The following is a 17,563-nucleotide window of genomic DNA, read 5'->3' as shown; positions in this document are numbered from 1 at the left end:
ACCATCGAGGAAGCGCAGCGGGTTGGCTTCGAGCGGTCACCCCCCGTCTGGCTAGAGGGCACCGACCCGTTCGAGCAGCCATGTGCTGTGCCGGCACTGGCGTGCCGCGTGTACACCACCGCGGATGGCATGGCTGGTTCACCCACGGTCCGCCAGCTCGCTGCCGCCCTCACGCAGCGAGCCGCCGCCGCTGCCATCCAGGCCGGACGCATGCACGTGGTCACCAGCGCCGCTGAGCACCCCGCCACCACCGAAACCACCCGCCTACTGACCGCCGCTGGTTGGGAGGTGACCACCCTGGCCGTGGACGGCGCTGGTCGGATCGACCCGGGCGCCTGCAGTGCCGAGCGCTCCCCGGTCGGGCTGGGCACTCTGATCCTGGCCCAGAACGAGGTGGGCACCATCCAGCCCATCAGGGACCTGGCCGAGTCTCTGCACGCTCGCGGCGCGGTGGTCCACACCGATGCCGCACAGGCCGTAGGCAAGATCCCCGTCGACGTCGACGACCTGGGCGTGGACCTGCTGTCGATTGCCGGGCACAAGTGATACGCCCCCAAAGGGATCGGCGCCCTCTACATCCGTCGCGGCACCCCCATCGACCCGGTCGTGGCAGGTGCCGGCCAGGAGCACGGCATCCGGCCCGGGACCGAGAACGTGGCCAGCGTCGTCGGCCTGGGCGCCGCGTGCGCTCTTGCCGCGGCGAACCTGGGCGCCGATGCCGAACGGATCGGTCACCTGCACGACCAACTCTGGTCCGAGCTCGCCGCGATGATCCCCGGCATCGTCCGACTCGGCGACCCGGCGCACGCGCTGCCGAACACGCTGAGCATCTCCGTCCCCGGCACCCGCGGGTTGGACGTCCTGGCCATCTGCCCCGCGATCGCCGCCTCCACCGGATCGGCCTGCCACACAGGAGACATCGAGCCGTCGGCCGTGCTGGTTGCGATGGGGGTGAACGCCGAGATGGCCGCTGGGGCGATCCGACTGTCCCTGGGCAGGCACACCACCCCCGACCAGGTCTCCGCTTCGGCCACCGCCATCACGGCCGCAGCCGGCACGCTGACGGCCTGATCGACCCGAATCGCACCGTGTTTGGAACCGTGATCGTGGTGGGCCCCCGGCAATGGTCCGGGCGGCATGCCTTCAACGGCAACGGAGCTACGCTCCCGACATGACCTCAGCAACGCAGGGAGTAGCGCGTGTTCGCGTCGCTGCGCCCGCCGAATGCATCTATGCGTTGATCTCGGACGTCAGCCGAATGGGGGACTGGTCACCCGAGACCGACAAATGTGAATGGCTCGACGGTGCGACCAGCGCGGCGGTCGGGGTCCGGTTCCGTGGCGCGAACCATCTGGGTCCGGTCAGGTGGCGAACCGAGTGCACCATCACCGCTGCCACGCCAGGCGATGAGTTCGCATTCAGTGTGATGCACCCTGACGGTCGCGAAGAGACCCGCTGGCGCTATCTCCTCACACCCACCGAAACCGGGACCGAAGTCGTTGAGTCCTACGAGTTCCTGTGGTGCCCGTTGGCCAACCGCATCCTGGAGACCTTGATCCCACGAGACCGCCAGCTGCGCCGTGGGATTCAGCAGACCCTGACCACGCTCGCAGCGGCTGCCGAAGCCGCCTACGCGGCTTCCCTGCAGAGGCCCTGAACGCTGCGGCTGAAGTCAATCGGTCCTCGCGACGTTAGGCCCTGACTTGCACGTGTTGGACGCACACCTCGACGGTGTTCTCCAGCGTGACGCTCCCGCTTCCTAGAATCGCGTCGAGGAGGCGGCGGAACAGCCCAACGGTGATGGCGGCGGCTTGAGTCAAGGGCCTCCACCTGCAAAATGACTGGGGTCTCCTCCCAGAGCGCCCAGCACTGCTCGCGGCAGCAGCGCATAGGCACCCCGCCACCGCCCGCAGACCGGCGCTTTGCCCTCACCCACGGGCGGGCCTTCCCGTTCCATGTTGCCGCATACACCGTCGGCCGGCCCTGGATCGAGTACCTACGCGTCGACACCGCCAACCCACGTTCTCGGCCTTCGACTCAACGACTGGACGAGCCTGCTCATCTTCATCAGCGCCGTCACCTACTTCGTCACGGCACGTTCGCGTCACTCTCCTGCGCCAGAGGCAGCCTCACGCGATTTTCAACTCTACCCTCACGTCAGGGTAGAGTTCCACGGCGACGGCACGCTGACGACGGACCACCACGGTCGCCCGCCGTCCCACCCCCAGTCCTAACGCGAGATGAAGGCACCGGAACTTGGACCCCACCCGAACCAGCTTGATGCAGATCGGTGACGTCGCCGAGCGCACGGGGCTGAGCCTGCGCACCATCCGCCACTACGAAGAGGTCGGGCTGCTGCCCGAGGCGCAGCGCAGCGCCGGCGGGTTCCGCCTGTACGGCGAGGACGCCGTCGCCCGGCTGCTGCTCATCAAGCGGATGAAGCCGCTGGACTTCACCCTCGAGGAGATGCGTGACCTCATCGAGGCCCGCGACCGGCTCACCAACCCGCGCCTGTCCGCCAAGACCCGCGCGTCCCTGTCCGAGCGCATGGCCACCTACCAAGCCTTGGTCGAGCACAAGCTCACCGTCCTGCGCGAGCAGACCGACAGCGCGCAGGCGTTCGTCGACCAGCTGCGCGACGAGCTCAGCTAACCCGCCGCACCACCCACCCACGTCGCCCCCGCACGCCGTCGTGCCGAGGCCGGCCCCCTGGGCCACTACCCACCACGCCCTCCACAGGAGCACCCCTTGTCCGCTGCCCCACCCAGCCCCGCCCTCAACCAGGTCACCGAGTTCCCCCACGAACGGGACACCACGTCGGTGCGCGCCGCGCTGCGCTCGCCCAAGCGGCTGCGCACCGAGGTCCTGGCCGGTCTCGTCGTCGCCCTGGCTCTGATCCCCGAAGCCATCTCGTTCTCCATCATCGCCGGCGTCGACCCCCGCGTCGGCTTGTTCGCCTCGTTCACCATGGCGGTGTCGATCGCGTTCCTCGGCGGCCGCCCGGCGATGATCTCGGCCGCGACCGGTGCGGTCGCCCTGGTCATCGCCCCGGTGATGCGCGAGCACGGGATGGACTACCTCATAGCCACCGTCATCCTCGGCGGCGTCATCCAGGTTGTGCTCGGCGTCCTCGGCGTGGCCAAGCTGATGCGGTTCATCCCGCGCTCGGTCATGGTCGGCTTCGTCAACGCCCTGGCCATCCTCATCTTCCTCGCGCAGGTGCCGCACCTGGTCAACGTCCCGTGGGCGGTGTACCCGCTCGTGGCGGTCGGCATCGTCGTCATGGTGTTCCTGCCCCGGTTCACCAAGGCGGTACCCGCCCCGTTGGTGGCCATCGTCGCCCTGACCATCCTCACCGTGGCGACGGCCATCGCCGTGCCGACCGTCGGGGACGAGGGCAAGCTTCCCGACAACCTGCCGTCCCTGTTCTTCCCGAACGTGCCGTTCAACCTCCAGACGTTGTCCGTCATCGGCCCGTTCGCGTTGGCGATGGCGCTCGTCGGGCTGATGGAGTCGCTGATGACGGCCAAGCTCGTCGACGACGTCACCGACACCCACTCGCACAAGACCCGTGAGGCGTGGGGCCAAGGCGCCGCGAACATCATCACGGGCTTCTTCGGCGGTATGGGCGGCTGCGCCATGATCGGGCAGACCATGATCAACGTGAAGGCTTCCGGGGCCCGGACCCGCATCTCCACGTTCCTGGCTGGACTGTTCCTGCTCATCCTTGTCGTAGGTCTGGGTGACATCGTGGCCGTCATCCCGATGGCGGCCTTGGTCGCGGTCATGGTCATGGTCTCCGTGGGCACGTTCGACTGGCACAGCATCCAGCTCGCCACCCTGCGCCGGATGCCCAAGAGCGAGACCCTGGTCATGGTCGCCACTGTCGCCGTGGTCGTGGCCACGCAGAACCTCGCCATCGGCGTCATCGTCGGCGTCATCGTCGCGATGGTCATGTTCGCCCGACGGGTCGCCCACTTCACCCAGGTCGTCGACATCGCCCACCCCGACGAGGACACCCGCGTGTATGCCGTGGTCGGCGAGCTGTTCTTCGCCTCCAGCAACGACCTCGTCTACCAGTTCGACTACGTCGGCGACCCCCGCAACATCGTCATCGACCTGTCCCGCTCCCACATCTGGGACGCCTCCACCGTCGCCGCCCTGGACGCCATCACCACCAAGTACGCAGCCAAGGGCAAGAACGTCACCATCATCGGCCTCAACGACGCCAGCCAAGAACGACACACCCGACTGGCCGGTCACCTCGGCGGCGGCCACTGACGAGCGGTCCAGGCACCGACGGCCAATCGCACCGCCCCCGCGACGGCAGCCATTCACTCAAGCGCGAGTGGTCCTCAGGGACGTTGTCGCTTCGCTCGTCCCAGAGCTGTGTCGCGCTCCGTCATCTGTCCGCACCTGAGGCAGACGAGCAGATTGCTGCCGTACCGCCGGACCGGGCGCCACTGGTGTCCCCTGAAAAGGCACTTCACACGCTGAAGCACGGTGTCATCAGCCTTTCCGGAACCATCGGCGGACCAACGACCGCAGCGGGCTCCTAGAGTAGTCGGCACGGGTGCCGCGAGGTCGGTTCCACCCGCAGGTCAGGGGCGGACGTCGGACCCCCTGCGATGCTGCGCGGCTCGGCTGACTGTCTCGGCAGCGACCCAGAGTGGGGACGTAGGTTTGACGGGGACCTCGGCGGCATTGCCGGCGGCCGCGACGTCCGTCGGCGAGGGCGACGGCGGTGCCTCGGGTGTGTTGATTCCCCGACCCCGGAGTGGGAGCCTTGCGGCGGCGTCCTGTTCCGACTCCGCGGCCAGGGCCGAGGCTGTCCACTCACGCGGCGCGATTGGTGGCGGCTCCGTCGGCCAGACCCAGTGCAGGATGGAGGTATTAGTCTGTCTGTGACAGACTAATACCCATGGAGAAGACCGAGGCCGCCGCCTTGGCCTGGTGGGGCCGAGAGATGGCACGGCCGGCCCGCGTGCGTGAGCATCCGCGGGCGCCGTGGGGTGCGGTCCTGGCGGTATGTCTGGGTGCCTTCATGGGCCAGCTCGATGCCAGCATCGTCACGTTGGCCTTTCCCCGCATGCAGGCCGACTTCCACGCTCCGCTTGCCGGCGTGCAGTGGGTGTCGCTGGCCTACTTGGGCGTACTCGCCGTGATGCTGGTGCCAGTTGGGCGCTGGTCGGATGCGCGGGGCCGCAAGCTCCTCTACGTGTATGGTTTCGGCCTGTTCACCATGGCCTCGGCCGGGTGTGCGCTGGCCCCGAGTTTGGGCTGGTTGGTGGCCGCGCGCGCGGTGCAGGCCCTGGGGGCGGCCTTGTTGCAGGCCAACAGTGTTGCGCTGGTGGTGCGCAGCGTCGGCAGCGGCCACGCCCGCGCTGCGCTGGGCGTGCAGGCGGCGGCACAGGCGTTGGGCCTGGCTGGGGGGCCGGCGCTGGGCGGGCTGTTGGTCGACCAGTTCGGCTGGCGCTCGGTTTTCTGGGTCAACGTCCCGGTTGGGGTGATCGCGATTGCCGCCGGGTTGGTGCTGCTGCCGCGAAGTCGAGACCTGAGGAAGCGCGGCACCCGCGACCTGGCCGGATCGGCACTGTTGGGCGCGAGCACCCTGTTGACCTTGTGGACTCTTGCGCAGTTGGCGGACGCACGGCCGAAGTGGGTCCTGGTGGCCGTGGCCGGCGTCATGGCGGTGGGTGTGGGTGCTGCCTTTTGGGGGGTCGAGGGGCGGGTTAGGGCGCCGCTGGTCTCGCCTGCACGGATGCGGGCCTCGGGAATTGCCAGCGGGTTGGGTGGGGCGCTGCTGGGCTACCTGGCGTTGTTCGCTCCCCTGGTGCTCTACCCGCAGGTTTTCCACGACTGGAACATGCCGACCGCGCGCGGGGGTCTGGTCTTGACCTGCCTTCCCGCCGGGTTCGCAGTGGCGGCACTGCTTGGCGCGCGTCTGGGTCGCCGCGTCAGCAACCCCGTTCGAGTTCGGGTCGGTGCCGCGGCCGCCGCGGTCAGCGCGGCGCTCCAGTGCCTGGTGTGGGAATCGCCGCTGGTTGTGGCTGGGTTACTCCTGCTCAGCGGGGTGAGCCTGGGCCTGGTGCTACCGGCCAACAACGCCATGGTGATGACCTCGGTGCCGAAGTCGGCCTCAGCCGTGACGGGCGGCATGATCAACGTCGCGCGTGCGCTGGGGACGTCGCTGGCAGTGGCGTTGACGGCCGTGGGGGTGCGAGTCGGCCTGGCCCATGGTTGGGCCAGCCCACCGCTGGTGATGGCGGGTCTGACCTTCGCCTGCCTGCTGATGGCGTTCACCGCTGGGCCGGTTCGTCGCCGCGGCATGAAGATCTTGAGCCCATGACGACGCCAGTGACGGATTTGTCCTCCAACTTCGCTGATCTCGTGGCCAGGCTACGCCGGGCGATGCGACGGGCCGCTCGAGCCGCTCAGCCGGCGATGACCCTGAGTGTGGCCCAGCTTGAGCTGCTCAGCGTCATCGGCGAACGCCCCGGCTCAAGGCCTGGAGAGCTTGCCCAGGTCCTGCGGCTGGCACCCAACTCCATCAGCACATTGGCCAATTCCCTGACCGTCGCCGGGATGCTCGAGCGGGCCTCCAACGCCGCCGACAGGCGAGCGGTGACTTACTCCTTGACGTCGGCGGGGGTCGCTCAGGTCACCTCCTGGCGGCAGACCAACATCACTTCCCTCACGAGCGCACTAGCCGCACTGACCCCCCAAGAGCAACAGATCATCACCATTGCGATGCCGGTGATGAACCGACTCGTGACGCTACTGGACGAGCACACCGACCACACCAACGATGATGGGGATCCCCGTGTCCGCCCGATCGGCTGAAGACTCCACCCGAGAACGTCTCCCGCTTCGCGGGTGGTGGCACGTCTTCGCCGGGCAGATGCTGGTCACGCTGCTCATGCTCCCGATGCTGCGGCTGCACCCAGCGCTCACGCTGGCCGCGACTGGGTTCAACCTCCTAGCCCTCGCGAACACCGTCCGCAGCGTGCAGGCCCGGACCGCGGCCGCACGCCGTGGCCGTCCCGCGTCAGGACGTGACTTGATCGCGGTGGCCGGCTGCATAGCCGGCACGGCCCTGTGGGCGGTTGCCCTCGCAGTATGGCCCCGCTGATGCCCACCCCGGATCTGGCCAACCACACCCGGCTGGACCTTGCCCGCCTGCCGTTGAGCATCCCCAGCCCCTCCCAAGGGGTCTGGCACCTGGGCCCGGTACCCATCCGCGCCTACGCCCTGTGCATCCTGGCCGGGATCGCGGTGGCCGTGTTAATCACCGACCGGCGCTGGCGCGCCCGCGGTGGCCCGCCCGGCGTGGTGCTGGACATCGCAGGCTGGGCAGTCCCATTCGGTATCGCCGGGGGTCGGCTGTACCACGTCCTGACCGACCCTGAGCTGTACTTTCAGCCCGGCCGCGACCCATGGAACGCCCTGAAGATCTGGCAAGGCGGCCTGGGCATCTGGGGGGCCGTTGCCCTCGGTGCCCTGGGTGCATGGATCGGCGCTCGGCGCGCAGGAGTCTCCGTGGCGATGTTCGCCGATGCCGCAGCCCCCGGCATCGCGATCGCCCAAGCGTTCGGCCGGTGGGGCAACTGGTTCAACCAAGAACTCTTCGGCGCCCCGACCACCCTTCCCTGGGGATTGCACATTGACGCCGCGCACCGGCCGCCCGGCTACCAGCAATACGCCACCTTCCAGCCGACCTTCCTTTACGAGTCCCTGTGGTGCCTCGGCGTGGCCGGACTGGTCCTATGGGCAGACCGCCGGTTCTCCCTGACACGCGGACGCGCCTTCGCCCTCTACGTCGCGACCTACACCGCCGGTCGGGCATGGATCGAATACCTCCGCATCGACACCGCCAACCACATCCTGGGCCTTCGCCTCAACGACTGGACCAGCCTGCTCATCTTCATCAGCGCCACCGCATACTTCCTCGGGGCACGTCCCCGGAAGGGCGACCCCCTCCACGCTCCTCCCGGGCCGGATATAGATTCCTCATGCCCATGACGGCGGCGGCAGCCGGAAGCCGGCCTGGTCGGTACTGAACCGGCCCGACCCGAGCAGCTTCTCGTGCTGGTCGACGACCTCGATCGTGGCCGACAGTTTGTGGGGATCGACCCCGATGATCACCTTTGTCATTGCCTTCTCCCGCTTCCTCGCACCGATAGGGACGGCGAGGTGAGCAGTGCTACTACGAGCTGGGCAGTCCCCTTTCGAGCCACGCCTCGTCACGGTGCCCGACGGATTGCAGACCGAAAGAGAGCCACACCTCAAACGACAAAGTGGGCAGCCGCGCGGAGAGCCTTCCGCCGGACACCTGGACCGAGTCTGGCCAGACACCGGTCCTGCTAGGAAGTCTCTAGTAGCCGCGTTGGCCGCCCACGCAAGCGGCACAGAAGGACTCCTTCGACGGACCAAGGCGACTACTTAGGTCAGCTTCCTAACGGCATCCGTCCGGACCGTCTGCGTTTGGCTGCTGTCCGGGGGGCCGACCAACGTCGGGGTGGACGCCGTCGAGGCGATGGCAGACCTCTTGGGCGTCGACGTGGTGGACCTTTTCCGCAACGCCTGACCTCTCGACATCAACACGGCACCCCCACCGCGCTGGTTCGGTTGGGGTGCTGTACCTACCAGAGCGCATCTACGATCGGTCGGAGAGAGCGACCAACCGGCCGCACGTGGCCAGGACGGGAGGGCGCGACGCATGCTCTCCTCGCCCGAGTTCTTCTGGAACGTTGCCCTCGGGATATTGATGGCACGGCACGCCACAGACTCGGCCGTGGCGCGTCGGAACTTGGCGCACCTAGCGACCGCCTGCGGGATGCCCGAGGGCGAGTTCGCTCGTTTCCTGGTCCTGTTGACCGACGCGCAAGCGAGACTTGGCCGGCCGCAATGAACGCGACCCGGCCCTTCAGCAACTGGGCACCGCCCCGCCGCACAGGGGGTCGGCAGGGCGGCTACGCGGCCCCGGTGAGGGACAGGTCGCAGGCCGCGCTGTTGCAAAGGTATCCACGGCAGGCCACGCGAACGACGCGCAGAGGTCCTACGTCAAGGTGACGGGGGCGGCGAGGCTCCCCACGCCTGTCCCCCTGAATCCCCTCCGGCGTGGGGCACCTCTACCCGCAGCGAGTGTGCGCTCGGGCAGGAACCGGCTGCAATGGTCATAACTGGCCATATGCGTGGCTCGCGCGGCGGTGGCAGGATGGATAGCGCGCGTCCCCTCCCCAAACCCCCCTTGGGTCGAGGGGATTCGCTTGTCCCAGACTCTCGACGTCAAGACAGCAACAGTGCCCCACTCCGCAAACGAGGTGGGGACACTGCGCCGTCAACGCCAGTGCTTCCCCGCACTGCACGTCACCCTGATGGTTCGTCCCCCGAGCCGCGCTGTTGGACCCGGGCAGACACCATCGAAGCTGGCGTGCGGGTCCGGGCAAGGCGCCAACATCGACAATAGCCACAGAGGACGGTTCGGTCCTAGCGGATCAGCCTGCGAGGGGCCGTCGTAGGTCTCCGGTTTCGAGGACCTGCTCGGCGAGCTTGGACAGTTTCACGTTCGTGTCCTGGCTCTCCTTGGACAGCAGGGTCCAGGCTTCGTCGAGCGTTACATGACGGATGGTCATGAGGATTCCCAGCGCAACGCCGATGCGCCGGCTCGTGTGCAGGGCCCGTTCAAGCTGCTGGGCCCTGTCGTCATGGCGGGCAGCGCGCAGGGTGGCGGTGGCCGTGGCTCCGAAGATCCCCAACAGAGTCTCGTGCTCCGGCGAGAACGCCTGGGAGCGGGCGGCGTAGACGCTGACGGCGACCGCCGCGTCGTCGGCCACCGGCAGGACATGCAGGAGCAGGCTGTGCATCCCGAGCCGGGTCGACGTCAGCTGCCCGAACGCTGGCCATCGAGCGTCGGTGGACAGGTCGTCGACCCTGATGGCGTCAGTGGTCCCGATCGCGTCCAGACATGGGCCTTGGTTGGTGTCGTGCTGGATCTGGTCGGCGCCGCTGGGCAGGTCGCTGGTGGCCGCGAGCGTCGTGAACCTTCCGGCGCGCACCGTGGTCAGGGACGCGTGGTCGCCACCGACCACCTTCCGGGCCAGCTCGCATATCACCGGAAGTAGCTCCGCAGCACTGTCGCCTTGACGTTGTAGGAGACGGGCCGCCTCCGCGAAGTCGTCAAGCAAGCGCCATGTCTCGTCCAGCTCGCGGGGCATCGAAGGTTCCTCTCGAGCCCTACCGGGGCGGCTTCTCAACTCTTGGGCGTGTTGAGGTGATTTAACCCTTCCGGCCGCCACCTGTCACCTAAGCGTTCGAGGGGCGGCCCGCCCGGCACGCACCGAGCCCCTAGTAGTGATGTGTCGCGGCGCCACCATGGCCCCCTGCCTAACACTGGCGCCGCGACACGTCCTGCCCACCCAGGCGCTGGCCTGCGGAAACGTCCCGCTCAGGCCACGACCCGAGGGAGGAGCGGGATGGGGGCTCTGACCCTTAACCTCAGGCCGCGGCACCATGTCCCTGCCCGGCTGGGCGCGGACTCAACCGCTCGCTCGTCCAATCCTCGGTCATATCGAAAGGGAGCGGTGAGGGCGAATGTCCTCGGACGTCCTGAAGGACTCGGACGATCCGCCTCTCCAGTCGGAGGGCGCCCGCACCCGACTGGTACTGCTTCTCTCGCATCAAGCATCGCAGCGTGTCGTCGCGGGCGAATGTCTCTTCATTGCGTGCCACGCGCATCAGAAAGCCCAAATCCTGACGCCGACATGAAGAATGCCGGCGTCCTGTTTTCCGAGCCGCAGTTCGAGAAGATCGACATACTCGCCGATATGGCCCGGCGTAAGCCGCCCCTCCACTGCTCCTCCCCTCCGGCCAGCTCGTGCAGGGGAGGTAAGCAGCGGTTCGAGGTGACACCTGGTGCGCTACATCCCCGAATCGACTGGACATGCCGCGACCCGCGCGGTCATGCCGACGGCAGCGTGTTCTGGATAGACGTGTCCGCGGGGCTTGCAGCGTATGGGCAACGGTTCCATGCGCTCTTCCTGCTCACTAGCGAAGAGGACCTCCAGCGGCCCCTCATCACGGCCGCAGTCGGCCTCCACGAGGACTTGCTGCCCGCGGATCCGACGGGAGATGAGGTCGAGACCTCGTATAAACCGCGTGCGGCTCGAAGATCTGGTTCGAGCCCCGTTTGCGCGTCCTTTCGGCCGCGAGACGGACGCGGGCCTCCCCGCGCGTTTGCCGGATGTTAGCCGACTTGAGGAGGTTCCTCTCGCGGGTCTTCAAAGGCTTCCGGCGATATGCGGGAACGCCATGTCACCGCCCCCAGAGATGGCGTTGTTCGCCAGTACCAATGGGGAGTCGGCGTGCTGCCCGGCGAGGTGGCTTGTCGAAGGTGGTGCTGTTGCGCGACGCCGAAACTGGCGCGCGCTCAGCGTCCGGGCGTGACGAGGCCTGACTCATAGGCCAGCACGGCCAGCTGGAGCCGGTCGCGGAGGTTGAGGTGGGTGAGGAGCCTGGAAACATAGGTTTTGACGGTGCTCAGGGACAGGTGCAGCTCGGTTCCGATCTCGGCGTTGGACAGCCCGCGCGCCACGAGCCGCAGGATGTCGAGGTCGCGCTCGGGCAGGTCCCGCAGCGGTGATGGAAGCTGCCCTGGGGTTGGGCTACTGGTGAAGCGCTCCAGGAGCCGGCGGGTCAGGACAGGCGCGAGCATCGCCTCCCCACGGGCCACCACCCGCACCGCGTGGGCCAGGTCGTCGGGCGGAACGTCCTTGAGCAGGAAGCCGCTGGCGCCGGCGCTGACCGCCGCGTACACAAAGCGGTCCAGGTCGAAGGTGGTCAGGGCGAGGACGCGCGTCCTGGGGTGTGCGGCGACGATGCGTCGGGTGGCCTCGATGCCGTCCATGCGTGGCATCCGGACGTCCATCAGGACGACGTCGGGGGTGGTCTGCCGAGCCACCGCGACGGCTTGGAGTCCGTCGGCTGCCTCGCCGACGACCGCGAAACCTGCCCGCTCCAGGACGAGCCGGAAGCCGACTCGGACCAGCTCCTGGTCGTCGACCAGGACGACCCGGACCGGGTCGCCGGTCATCGCGCGCCGCTGGGTAGCACGGCCCGGACGGCGAAACCACCCTCGGAGCCGTCCTCGGTGGTTACGCTCCCGCCGTAGAGAGCGGCACGCTCCCGCATGCCCACCAGGCCGTGGCCGCCCACCGGGTTCCGCGCGCCGGTGCCGTTGTCCTGGACCAGGATCCGCACGGCCGAGTCGTCGACGTTCAGGGCGACGCTGACGGCCGTGGCCTGCGCATGACGCCGGACATTGGTCAAGGCCTCCTGCACGATCCGGTAGGCCGACAGCTCCAGTCCGGGCGACAGCTCGCGTTGGTCACCGGAGATGGTCAAGGTTGCCTCCAGACCTCCGGAGCGCGCCGCCTCGACCAGCTCCCCGATCGCCGCCATGCCCGGCTGTGGCGCCAGGGCCAGCCGGTCGCCCTGGGTGTCCCGGAGCACCTCCACGACGCGCCTCATCTCGGCCAGCGCGGTCGCCCCAGTGCTGCGGATGCTGGCCAGAGCCTGTTGGGTGAAAGCAGGATCATCGGTCACTGCCTGCTCGGCGGCGCCGGCCTGCACGACCATCACGCTGACGGCGTGGGCCACGATGTCGTGCAGCTCGCCGGCAATCCGGGCCCGCTCGGCGGCGACCGCCGCCAGGGCGCTGGTCGCCGCGGCAACCTCGGCGTCGATGGCTCGGCGGGTGGCAGCCGAGGTCCTGCGTTCGTAGCGGGCCAGGGCCCAGCCGGCCGCCCAGGCCAAGGCCAGGACGGCCCAGTGGAAGACCCGTTCACCGGGCGCCCGTAACAGGGGCATGGCCAGCTCGCCGAGGACGAGCAGGACGGCCAGGGCGGCCAGTCCGACATACGGCGTCCGTCCCTTGCCGTGCCGGGCGACCGAGTACGCCGCCAGGAGCAGGGGCAGGAACTGGCCGTAGAAGAGCAGATAGAGGGGGCCGACCGCCATGCACAGCGGGAGAAGGACCAACAGGGCCACGGGGGGTGCGATCGGGCGGACCCTGCGCACACCGAGCACGAGCCCGGCCGCCACCGCCTGGGCCGCGGTCATGGCCAGAGAGCCGGTGCCCTGCCGCGAGCTGAACGGGAAGAGGACCTCGGCGGCGCCGACGGCCGCGACGGCGACCGCCAGCCCGGCATCCACGACCAGCGCTCGTCTCATGACGTGAACGATAGGTCGCCACGCCACCCCGGCACCATCATCCGGAGTTGATCGCGCAGTCAACCTGAGGCCACCCGATGTGCTCCCGCGACCGATGACGCGCGCCTCGTCCCGCGGCTTTGCTGGATGCGTCAACCAAGCCGCGCCCGCGGCCCGACCCTTACGGGAGCACCCATGAACCAGCCATCCACCTACCGACGCAACATTGCGGCCGCCGGCCTGATCGCGACCGCCGTCCTCTCCGCAGTTTCGGTCGCCCTCCAGCCCGCCCTGACCGGAGACGGCGCACAGCGCCTCTCCGCCCTGCGGGACGCCGCGCCGTCCGCGGCCATCTCGGCCGCGACCTTCGTCCTGGCCCAGCTGCCCCTGATCGTGGGCGTCCTGGGCATCGGGCACCTGCTCCGATCCAGGGCGCCCAAGCTGTCCGCCAGCGGCGCGACCCTGGCCGTCCTGGGGGCCTTCGGGCACGCCGTTATCGGCGGCGTGATGCTGCTCCAGGTCGCCATGGCCACAGACTCCGACGCGGGTCGTCGCACTGCGTATGCTGCCCTCGTCGACCAAATGGGCAACACCCCGGTCATGCTCTTCTCCCTCGCGGGCCTGGCTGGCACCGTTGTCGGCCTGCTTCTGCTGGCCGTCGGCCTGTGGCGGTCCCAGGTTGTCGCACGCTGGGTCCCGGCCACGCTCATCGCCTTCCTCGTCGTGGAGTTCGCCGGTGGCGCGGTCAGCGACGCGGCGTCCTACCTGTCCTCGGTGTGCCTTCTCGCCGCCTTCGGTGGGACCGCCATCGCGATCCTGCGCAGCCCAGCCCACTCCTGGAGCACCCCGGCCAACCTGCCTGCACCATCACAGCCTGCGGTGGCCGACTCGCTCCGGCAGGGCCAGCAGGCCTGAGGGTGACGTGAGACTGTTTTGGCACTCGACGGCCAGGCGACCGGGGCGGAACCGTGCCCGGTCGCCTGGCCCCCGGAGACGGGACGTTCATGCGCATACGGGGCCACGCGGGCCAGGCCGGACACCACCGTGGGGGTCTCAGCCGCCGGGTCGGACGATCCCGGACTCGTAGGCCAGCACGACGGCCTGCAGTCGGTCCCGGGCGCGCATCTTGACCAGCAGGGCGGCCACGTGCGTTTTGACTGTCGCTTGGCTGAGGAACAGGGCGCCGGCGATCTCGGCGTTGGACCGGCCCTTGGCCATCTGCCGCAGCACGTCGTCCTCGCGGTGGGTCAACGCGAACCCCGGCCTCGGCGCCGGGCTGGGCGAAGCGACGAACGACTCGATCAGCCGTAGGGTGACGCCGGGGTCAAGGAGCGCCTCCCCAGCGGCCACGGTCCGCACGGCCTCGATGATCCGGCCCTGCTCGGCGTCCTTGAGCAGGAAGCCGCTCGCGCCGGCCTTGAGACCGGCATACACGTACTCGTCCAGGTCGTAGGTGGTGAGGATGACCACGCGCGGACCGCCCGGTAGAGCGGTCAGCTCCCGGGTCGCGGCCAGACCGTCCAGTTCCGGCATCCGGATGTCCATCAGCACCACGTCCGGCCGGAGCCGGGTCGCGGCGGTCACCGCCTGCCGGCCGTTGCTCGCCTCGCCGACCACCTCGATGTCGGGCTCAGGGTCGAGCACCGCGGCCAGGCCGCTGCGGATGAGGGCTTGGTCGTCAGCGAGGAGCACGCTGATCACGACGCCGCCTCATGCTCGGGCACGGGCAGGGTGACGTCGACGACGAACGAACCGTCCGTCGTCGGGCCTGCATGGCAGGTACCGCCGAACAGGCCGACCCGCTCCCTGAGGCCGACCAGTCCCTGGCCCCTGCTGGCGCGGGGCGCCAGGGCGGCCCCAGCCTGTCTGGGCTGGCCGCCTGGACTGGTCACCCGAAGCCGCAGCGAGCCGTCGAGCCGAGTGAGCTCGACACGGGCGGCCGGAGGGCGCGCATGGTTGAGCGCGTTGGTCAGTGACTCCTGGACGATCCGGTATGCCGTGAGGTCCAGCGCCGTCGGCAGGGCCGGGCCGGCGTTCCCGCTGGCGACGACGTCCAGCCCGGACCGGCGCAACCGCTCCAGCAGGGTGGGCAGGCTCGCCAGGCCGGGCGCGGGTTCCAGACCGGGCTCAAGCCTGCGATCGGGGCTGGCGCGCAGGATCCCGAGCAGCCGGCGCATCTCGATCAGGGCTTCCCGGCCGGTCGACTCAATGGCAACGATCGCATCGGCCGCCTCCTGCGGGCGGTCGTGCAGCTCCAGCCGGGCCCGGTTGGCCTGCAGGACGACCACGCTCAGGCCGTGGGTGACGATGTCGTGCAGCTCACGCGCCAGTCGCGTGCGTTCGGCCTGCACGGCGACCTCGGCCTGGGCGGCCCGGGCCGCCTCGACCTCCACCAGCGCTGCCGCCAGCGCCTGGCTCTGACTGCGCCACCGTCGCGCGCCCTGACCGGCCAGCCAGGTCCCGGCCGTCAGCACCGTGGCAAAGACGAGGTCGCCGGGGATCTTGAAGTAGCTGCCAGCGAACAGCGGCAACAGGCCGTAGAGGCCAAAGGGAACCGCAACGGCCACCTTGTCCGCTGCGGCACTGGCATAGCTCGACGCGGCATACAGGGCCGTGAGCAACGCAAACAGGCCGCCGAAAAAGCAGATCGTGCCGTGGAACAGACCGCCGACGATACCGAGGGCGGCGGTGGTGGCGACAAGGACCGCGAACGGGTTCCGTCGCCGCCACAGCAGCGGGACGACCGGCACCACCACGAGCACGGCGTCCAGCCCCGGCGCAGCGGTCCCCTGCAGCACGTTCGTCGAGGACACCGACCGCTCGATCTCGGCGACCACAGCGAAGCCGAGCGCGATCGCGGCGTCGAGCGGCTGCGTGCGCCCGTGCCATCTGCTCATGGGGCGAGCGTAGGCCGACCGGCGGGGCCGGTAGATCGGTCTCAGGGATGAGCTGGGGTGGTCCGCGCGGTAGGTGCGCTCTGGTCGCTGCGGCCGATCCGGGCCGACGGTCCGCCTACCTAGTGTCGTGCAACGCCCCATCCGAGGCGACAGCCGACCATGAAGGACAGCACCATGACGAACAGCGTGATCCCCGCCCAGTCGACCTCGACCCCGCCGGCCCAGACCCCCTCGACGCCGCTGCGGCGGCGCCTCTCCGCCCTGGCCCTCGCGGGCGCCGGCGTCGGCATCGTGGCCGGGCATGCCCTGAGCATCGACTCCGGTCAGGGGACCGCGGCTTATCTCGCGGACTTCACCGCCCACCACCTTAGGGGGACCATGGGCGGGTTGAGCATCGCGCTCGGCGCGTTCCTTCTCGTGCCCGGTCTCGTGTCGCTGCTTCGGCTGGTCACCGGACGTGGTGCGCGGTTGGCCACCATCGCGGCAGCGCTATGGGGGACGGGCGCCATCGCCCTGGGTGCGGGCGACGTCATGCAGACCCTGGTGATGTCCGCGCTGGTGCCTACCCACCCGGACACCGCCCGAGCCGTCATCGAGGTGGCACAGCAAGGCATCCTCGGGTTGCCCTTCCTCTTCGCCCCGGCCTTCGTCCTGGGCGGCACCCTCTTCGCTATCGCCCTCCTGCGAGCCCGCACCGTCCCGACGTGGCTCGGCGTGCTCACCCTCTTCGGACCGCTCCTGGTCCCAGCCAGCAGCGCCGGCGGCCTCCTCACCGCCGCCGTGCCCCTTCTGCCGCTCGGCGCCGCCCTGGTACTCCTATCCCTGCGAGCCGAGGCTCCGAGCCACACCGACTGCGTCGGCGCGACCGAACCCCGCACGATCCACTATGACGCCCCACCGGCATGACGCCGCAGGCCAATTGCCGCGACGTTGGCGAACACGGCGTCTTCCGCAACACCGGCGGATTTGCGTGATCTGCAGCCGTACGGGATCGAGACTCTCGAGTTGATCAAGGCCCCAGACGGGGGCCCGTCGGAACGGTTCAGAGATCCATGCCAGGAGCGACGCTCCTATGCTTCGTCAAGCAGCTGTGGGCGTGTTTTCAAGGAGCCGGTATAGGTCGCGTGCGACGTAGCGGGCTAGGCAGCGTTTGATCTCGCGGCCGGTCTTGCCTTCGGCAGTGCGGCGAGCGACGTAGTCGCGGGTGGCTGGCTGGTACTGGATCCGGCTCTGGACCACGGTGTGCAGTGCGTTGTTGAGCTGGCGGTCGCCGTAACGGTTGAGCCGATAGCGGGTGGTGACTTGGCCGCTGTTGGCCGGGATCGGTGCCACGCCGGCGAGCATCGCGAACGCCGCCTCGGAGTGGATACGGCCGGGGTGGGACCAGGCGCACAACACCGTCGCGGCCACGATCGGTCCGACGCCGAACTCCTCGAGCAGGTCAGGGCGCCAGCTGC

At 69.1% G+C, this 17,563-nt stretch carries 15 protein-coding genes and 1 pseudogene; 9 read left to right on the top strand and 7 right to left on the bottom strand.

What is annotated here, in order from left to right; all coding sequences use genetic code 11:
* Positions 1 to 129 precede the first annotated feature (129 nt).
* The 7 genes and pseudogenes from EAH86_RS20790 (at position 130) to lgt (ending at position 8,022) form a co-directional block, all read left to right on the top strand.
* Positions 130 to 1,071: pseudogene (locus tag EAH86_RS20790) on the top strand (cysteine desulfurase family protein).
* 100 nt (positions 1,072 to 1,171) lie between these two features.
* Positions 1,172 to 1,657, top strand: coding sequence for an SRPBCC family protein (locus tag EAH86_RS08420; protein ID WP_161988601.1), 486 nt, complete (start codon positions 1,172 to 1,174; stop codon positions 1,655 to 1,657).
* A gap of 599 nt (positions 1,658 to 2,256) precedes the next feature.
* Positions 2,257 to 2,652: a MerR family transcriptional regulator gene (locus EAH86_RS08410; protein ID WP_425325222.1), complete on the top strand. Its 396-nt coding sequence runs from the start codon at positions 2,257 to 2,259 to the stop codon at positions 2,650 to 2,652.
* A 96-nt stretch (positions 2,653 to 2,748) separates the two neighbouring features.
* Positions 2,749 to 4,281, top strand: a complete 1,533-nt coding sequence (locus EAH86_RS08405) for a SulP family inorganic anion transporter (RefSeq protein WP_140739109.1) — start codon at positions 2,749 to 2,751, stop codon at positions 4,279 to 4,281.
* A gap of 640 nt (positions 4,282 to 4,921) precedes the next feature.
* Positions 4,922 to 6,349, top strand: a complete 1,428-nt coding sequence (locus EAH86_RS08400) for an MFS transporter (RefSeq protein WP_140739106.1) — start codon at positions 4,922 to 4,924, stop codon at positions 6,347 to 6,349.
* Positions 6,346 to 6,843 carry a MarR family winged helix-turn-helix transcriptional regulator gene (locus EAH86_RS08395; RefSeq protein ID WP_140739103.1) on the top strand — a complete coding sequence of 166 codons (498 nt, stop codon included), beginning with the start codon at positions 6,346 to 6,348 and terminating at the stop codon, positions 6,841 to 6,843. Before EAH86_RS08400 ends, EAH86_RS08395 begins: the two co-directional genes overlap by 4 nt.
* Positions 6,844 to 7,131: 288 nt before the next feature.
* The gene (gene lgt, locus EAH86_RS08390; RefSeq protein WP_140739100.1) at positions 7,132 to 8,022 is read left to right on the top strand and encodes a prolipoprotein diacylglyceryl transferase; all 891 of its coding nucleotides are present in this window, start codon (positions 7,132 to 7,134) and stop codon (positions 8,020 to 8,022) included.
* On the opposite strand, the gene EAH86_RS08385 is transcribed toward lgt, so the two are convergent.
* The 4 genes from EAH86_RS08385 to EAH86_RS08370 form a co-directional block, all read right to left on the bottom strand.
* Entirely contained in the window at positions 8,011 to 8,154 is a 144-nt protein-coding gene (locus tag EAH86_RS08385; protein ID WP_206665818.1) for a hypothetical protein, read from the bottom strand. The two genes, lgt and EAH86_RS08385, sit on opposite strands and share 12 nt — an antisense overlap.
* A 1,343-nt stretch (positions 8,155 to 9,497) precedes the next feature.
* The gene (locus EAH86_RS08380; RefSeq protein WP_140739097.1) at positions 9,498 to 10,217 is read right to left on the bottom strand and encodes an ANTAR domain-containing protein; all 720 of its coding nucleotides are present in this window, start codon (positions 10,215 to 10,217) and stop codon (positions 9,498 to 9,500) included.
* A gap of 1,211 nt (positions 10,218 to 11,428) precedes the next feature.
* Entirely contained in the window at positions 11,429 to 12,091 is a 663-nt protein-coding gene (locus EAH86_RS08375; RefSeq protein WP_140739094.1) for a response regulator, read from the bottom strand.
* Complete coding sequence (locus EAH86_RS08370) at positions 12,088 to 13,230, bottom strand: sensor histidine kinase (protein WP_140739091.1); 1,143 nt, start codon at positions 13,228 to 13,230, stop codon at positions 12,088 to 12,090. The genes EAH86_RS08375 and EAH86_RS08370 overlap by 4 nt, the downstream gene beginning before the upstream one ends.
* Before the next feature lie 174 nt (positions 13,231 to 13,404).
* Between EAH86_RS08370 and EAH86_RS08365 the strand changes: the two genes are divergently transcribed.
* Entirely contained in the window at positions 13,405 to 14,124 is a 720-nt protein-coding gene (locus EAH86_RS08365) for a hypothetical protein (protein WP_140739088.1), read from the top strand.
* A 138-nt stretch (positions 14,125 to 14,262) separates the two neighbouring features.
* Here EAH86_RS08365 and EAH86_RS08360 read toward each other — a convergent pair whose 3' ends face one another.
* Both EAH86_RS08360 and EAH86_RS08355 read right to left on the bottom strand, forming a co-directional pair.
* Positions 14,263 to 14,910 carry a response regulator gene (locus EAH86_RS08360; RefSeq protein ID WP_140739085.1) on the bottom strand — a complete coding sequence of 216 codons (648 nt, stop codon included), beginning with the start codon at positions 14,908 to 14,910 and terminating at the stop codon, positions 14,263 to 14,265.
* Positions 14,907 to 16,106 (bottom strand): sensor histidine kinase, encoded by a 1,200-nt coding sequence (locus EAH86_RS08355; protein ID WP_161988599.1) that lies wholly within the window; start codon positions 16,104 to 16,106, stop codon positions 14,907 to 14,909. Before EAH86_RS08355 ends, EAH86_RS08360 begins: the two co-directional genes overlap by 4 nt.
* Positions 16,107 to 16,280: 174 nt before the next feature.
* On the opposite strand from EAH86_RS08355, the gene EAH86_RS08350 reads away from it, so the two are divergent.
* Entirely contained in the window at positions 16,281 to 17,012 is a 732-nt protein-coding gene (locus EAH86_RS08350) for a DUF4386 family protein (protein WP_161988598.1), read from the top strand.
* A gap of 174 nt (positions 17,013 to 17,186) precedes the next feature.
* Here the strand turns inward: EAH86_RS08350 and EAH86_RS08345 are convergent.
* Positions 17,187 to 17,563 (bottom strand): transposase (locus EAH86_RS08345; RefSeq protein ID WP_140739076.1); only part of this gene is annotated, 377 nt, incomplete at its 5' end.

This window comes from Pedococcus bigeumensis, from assembly GCF_006438965.1.
Taxonomy (GTDB): Bacteria; Actinomycetota; Actinomycetes; order Actinomycetales; family Dermatophilaceae; genus Pedococcus; species Pedococcus bigeumensis_A.
The sequence above is the reverse complement of the archived record's forward strand: the minus strand, read 5'-3'. Positions and strand labels throughout refer to the sequence as shown.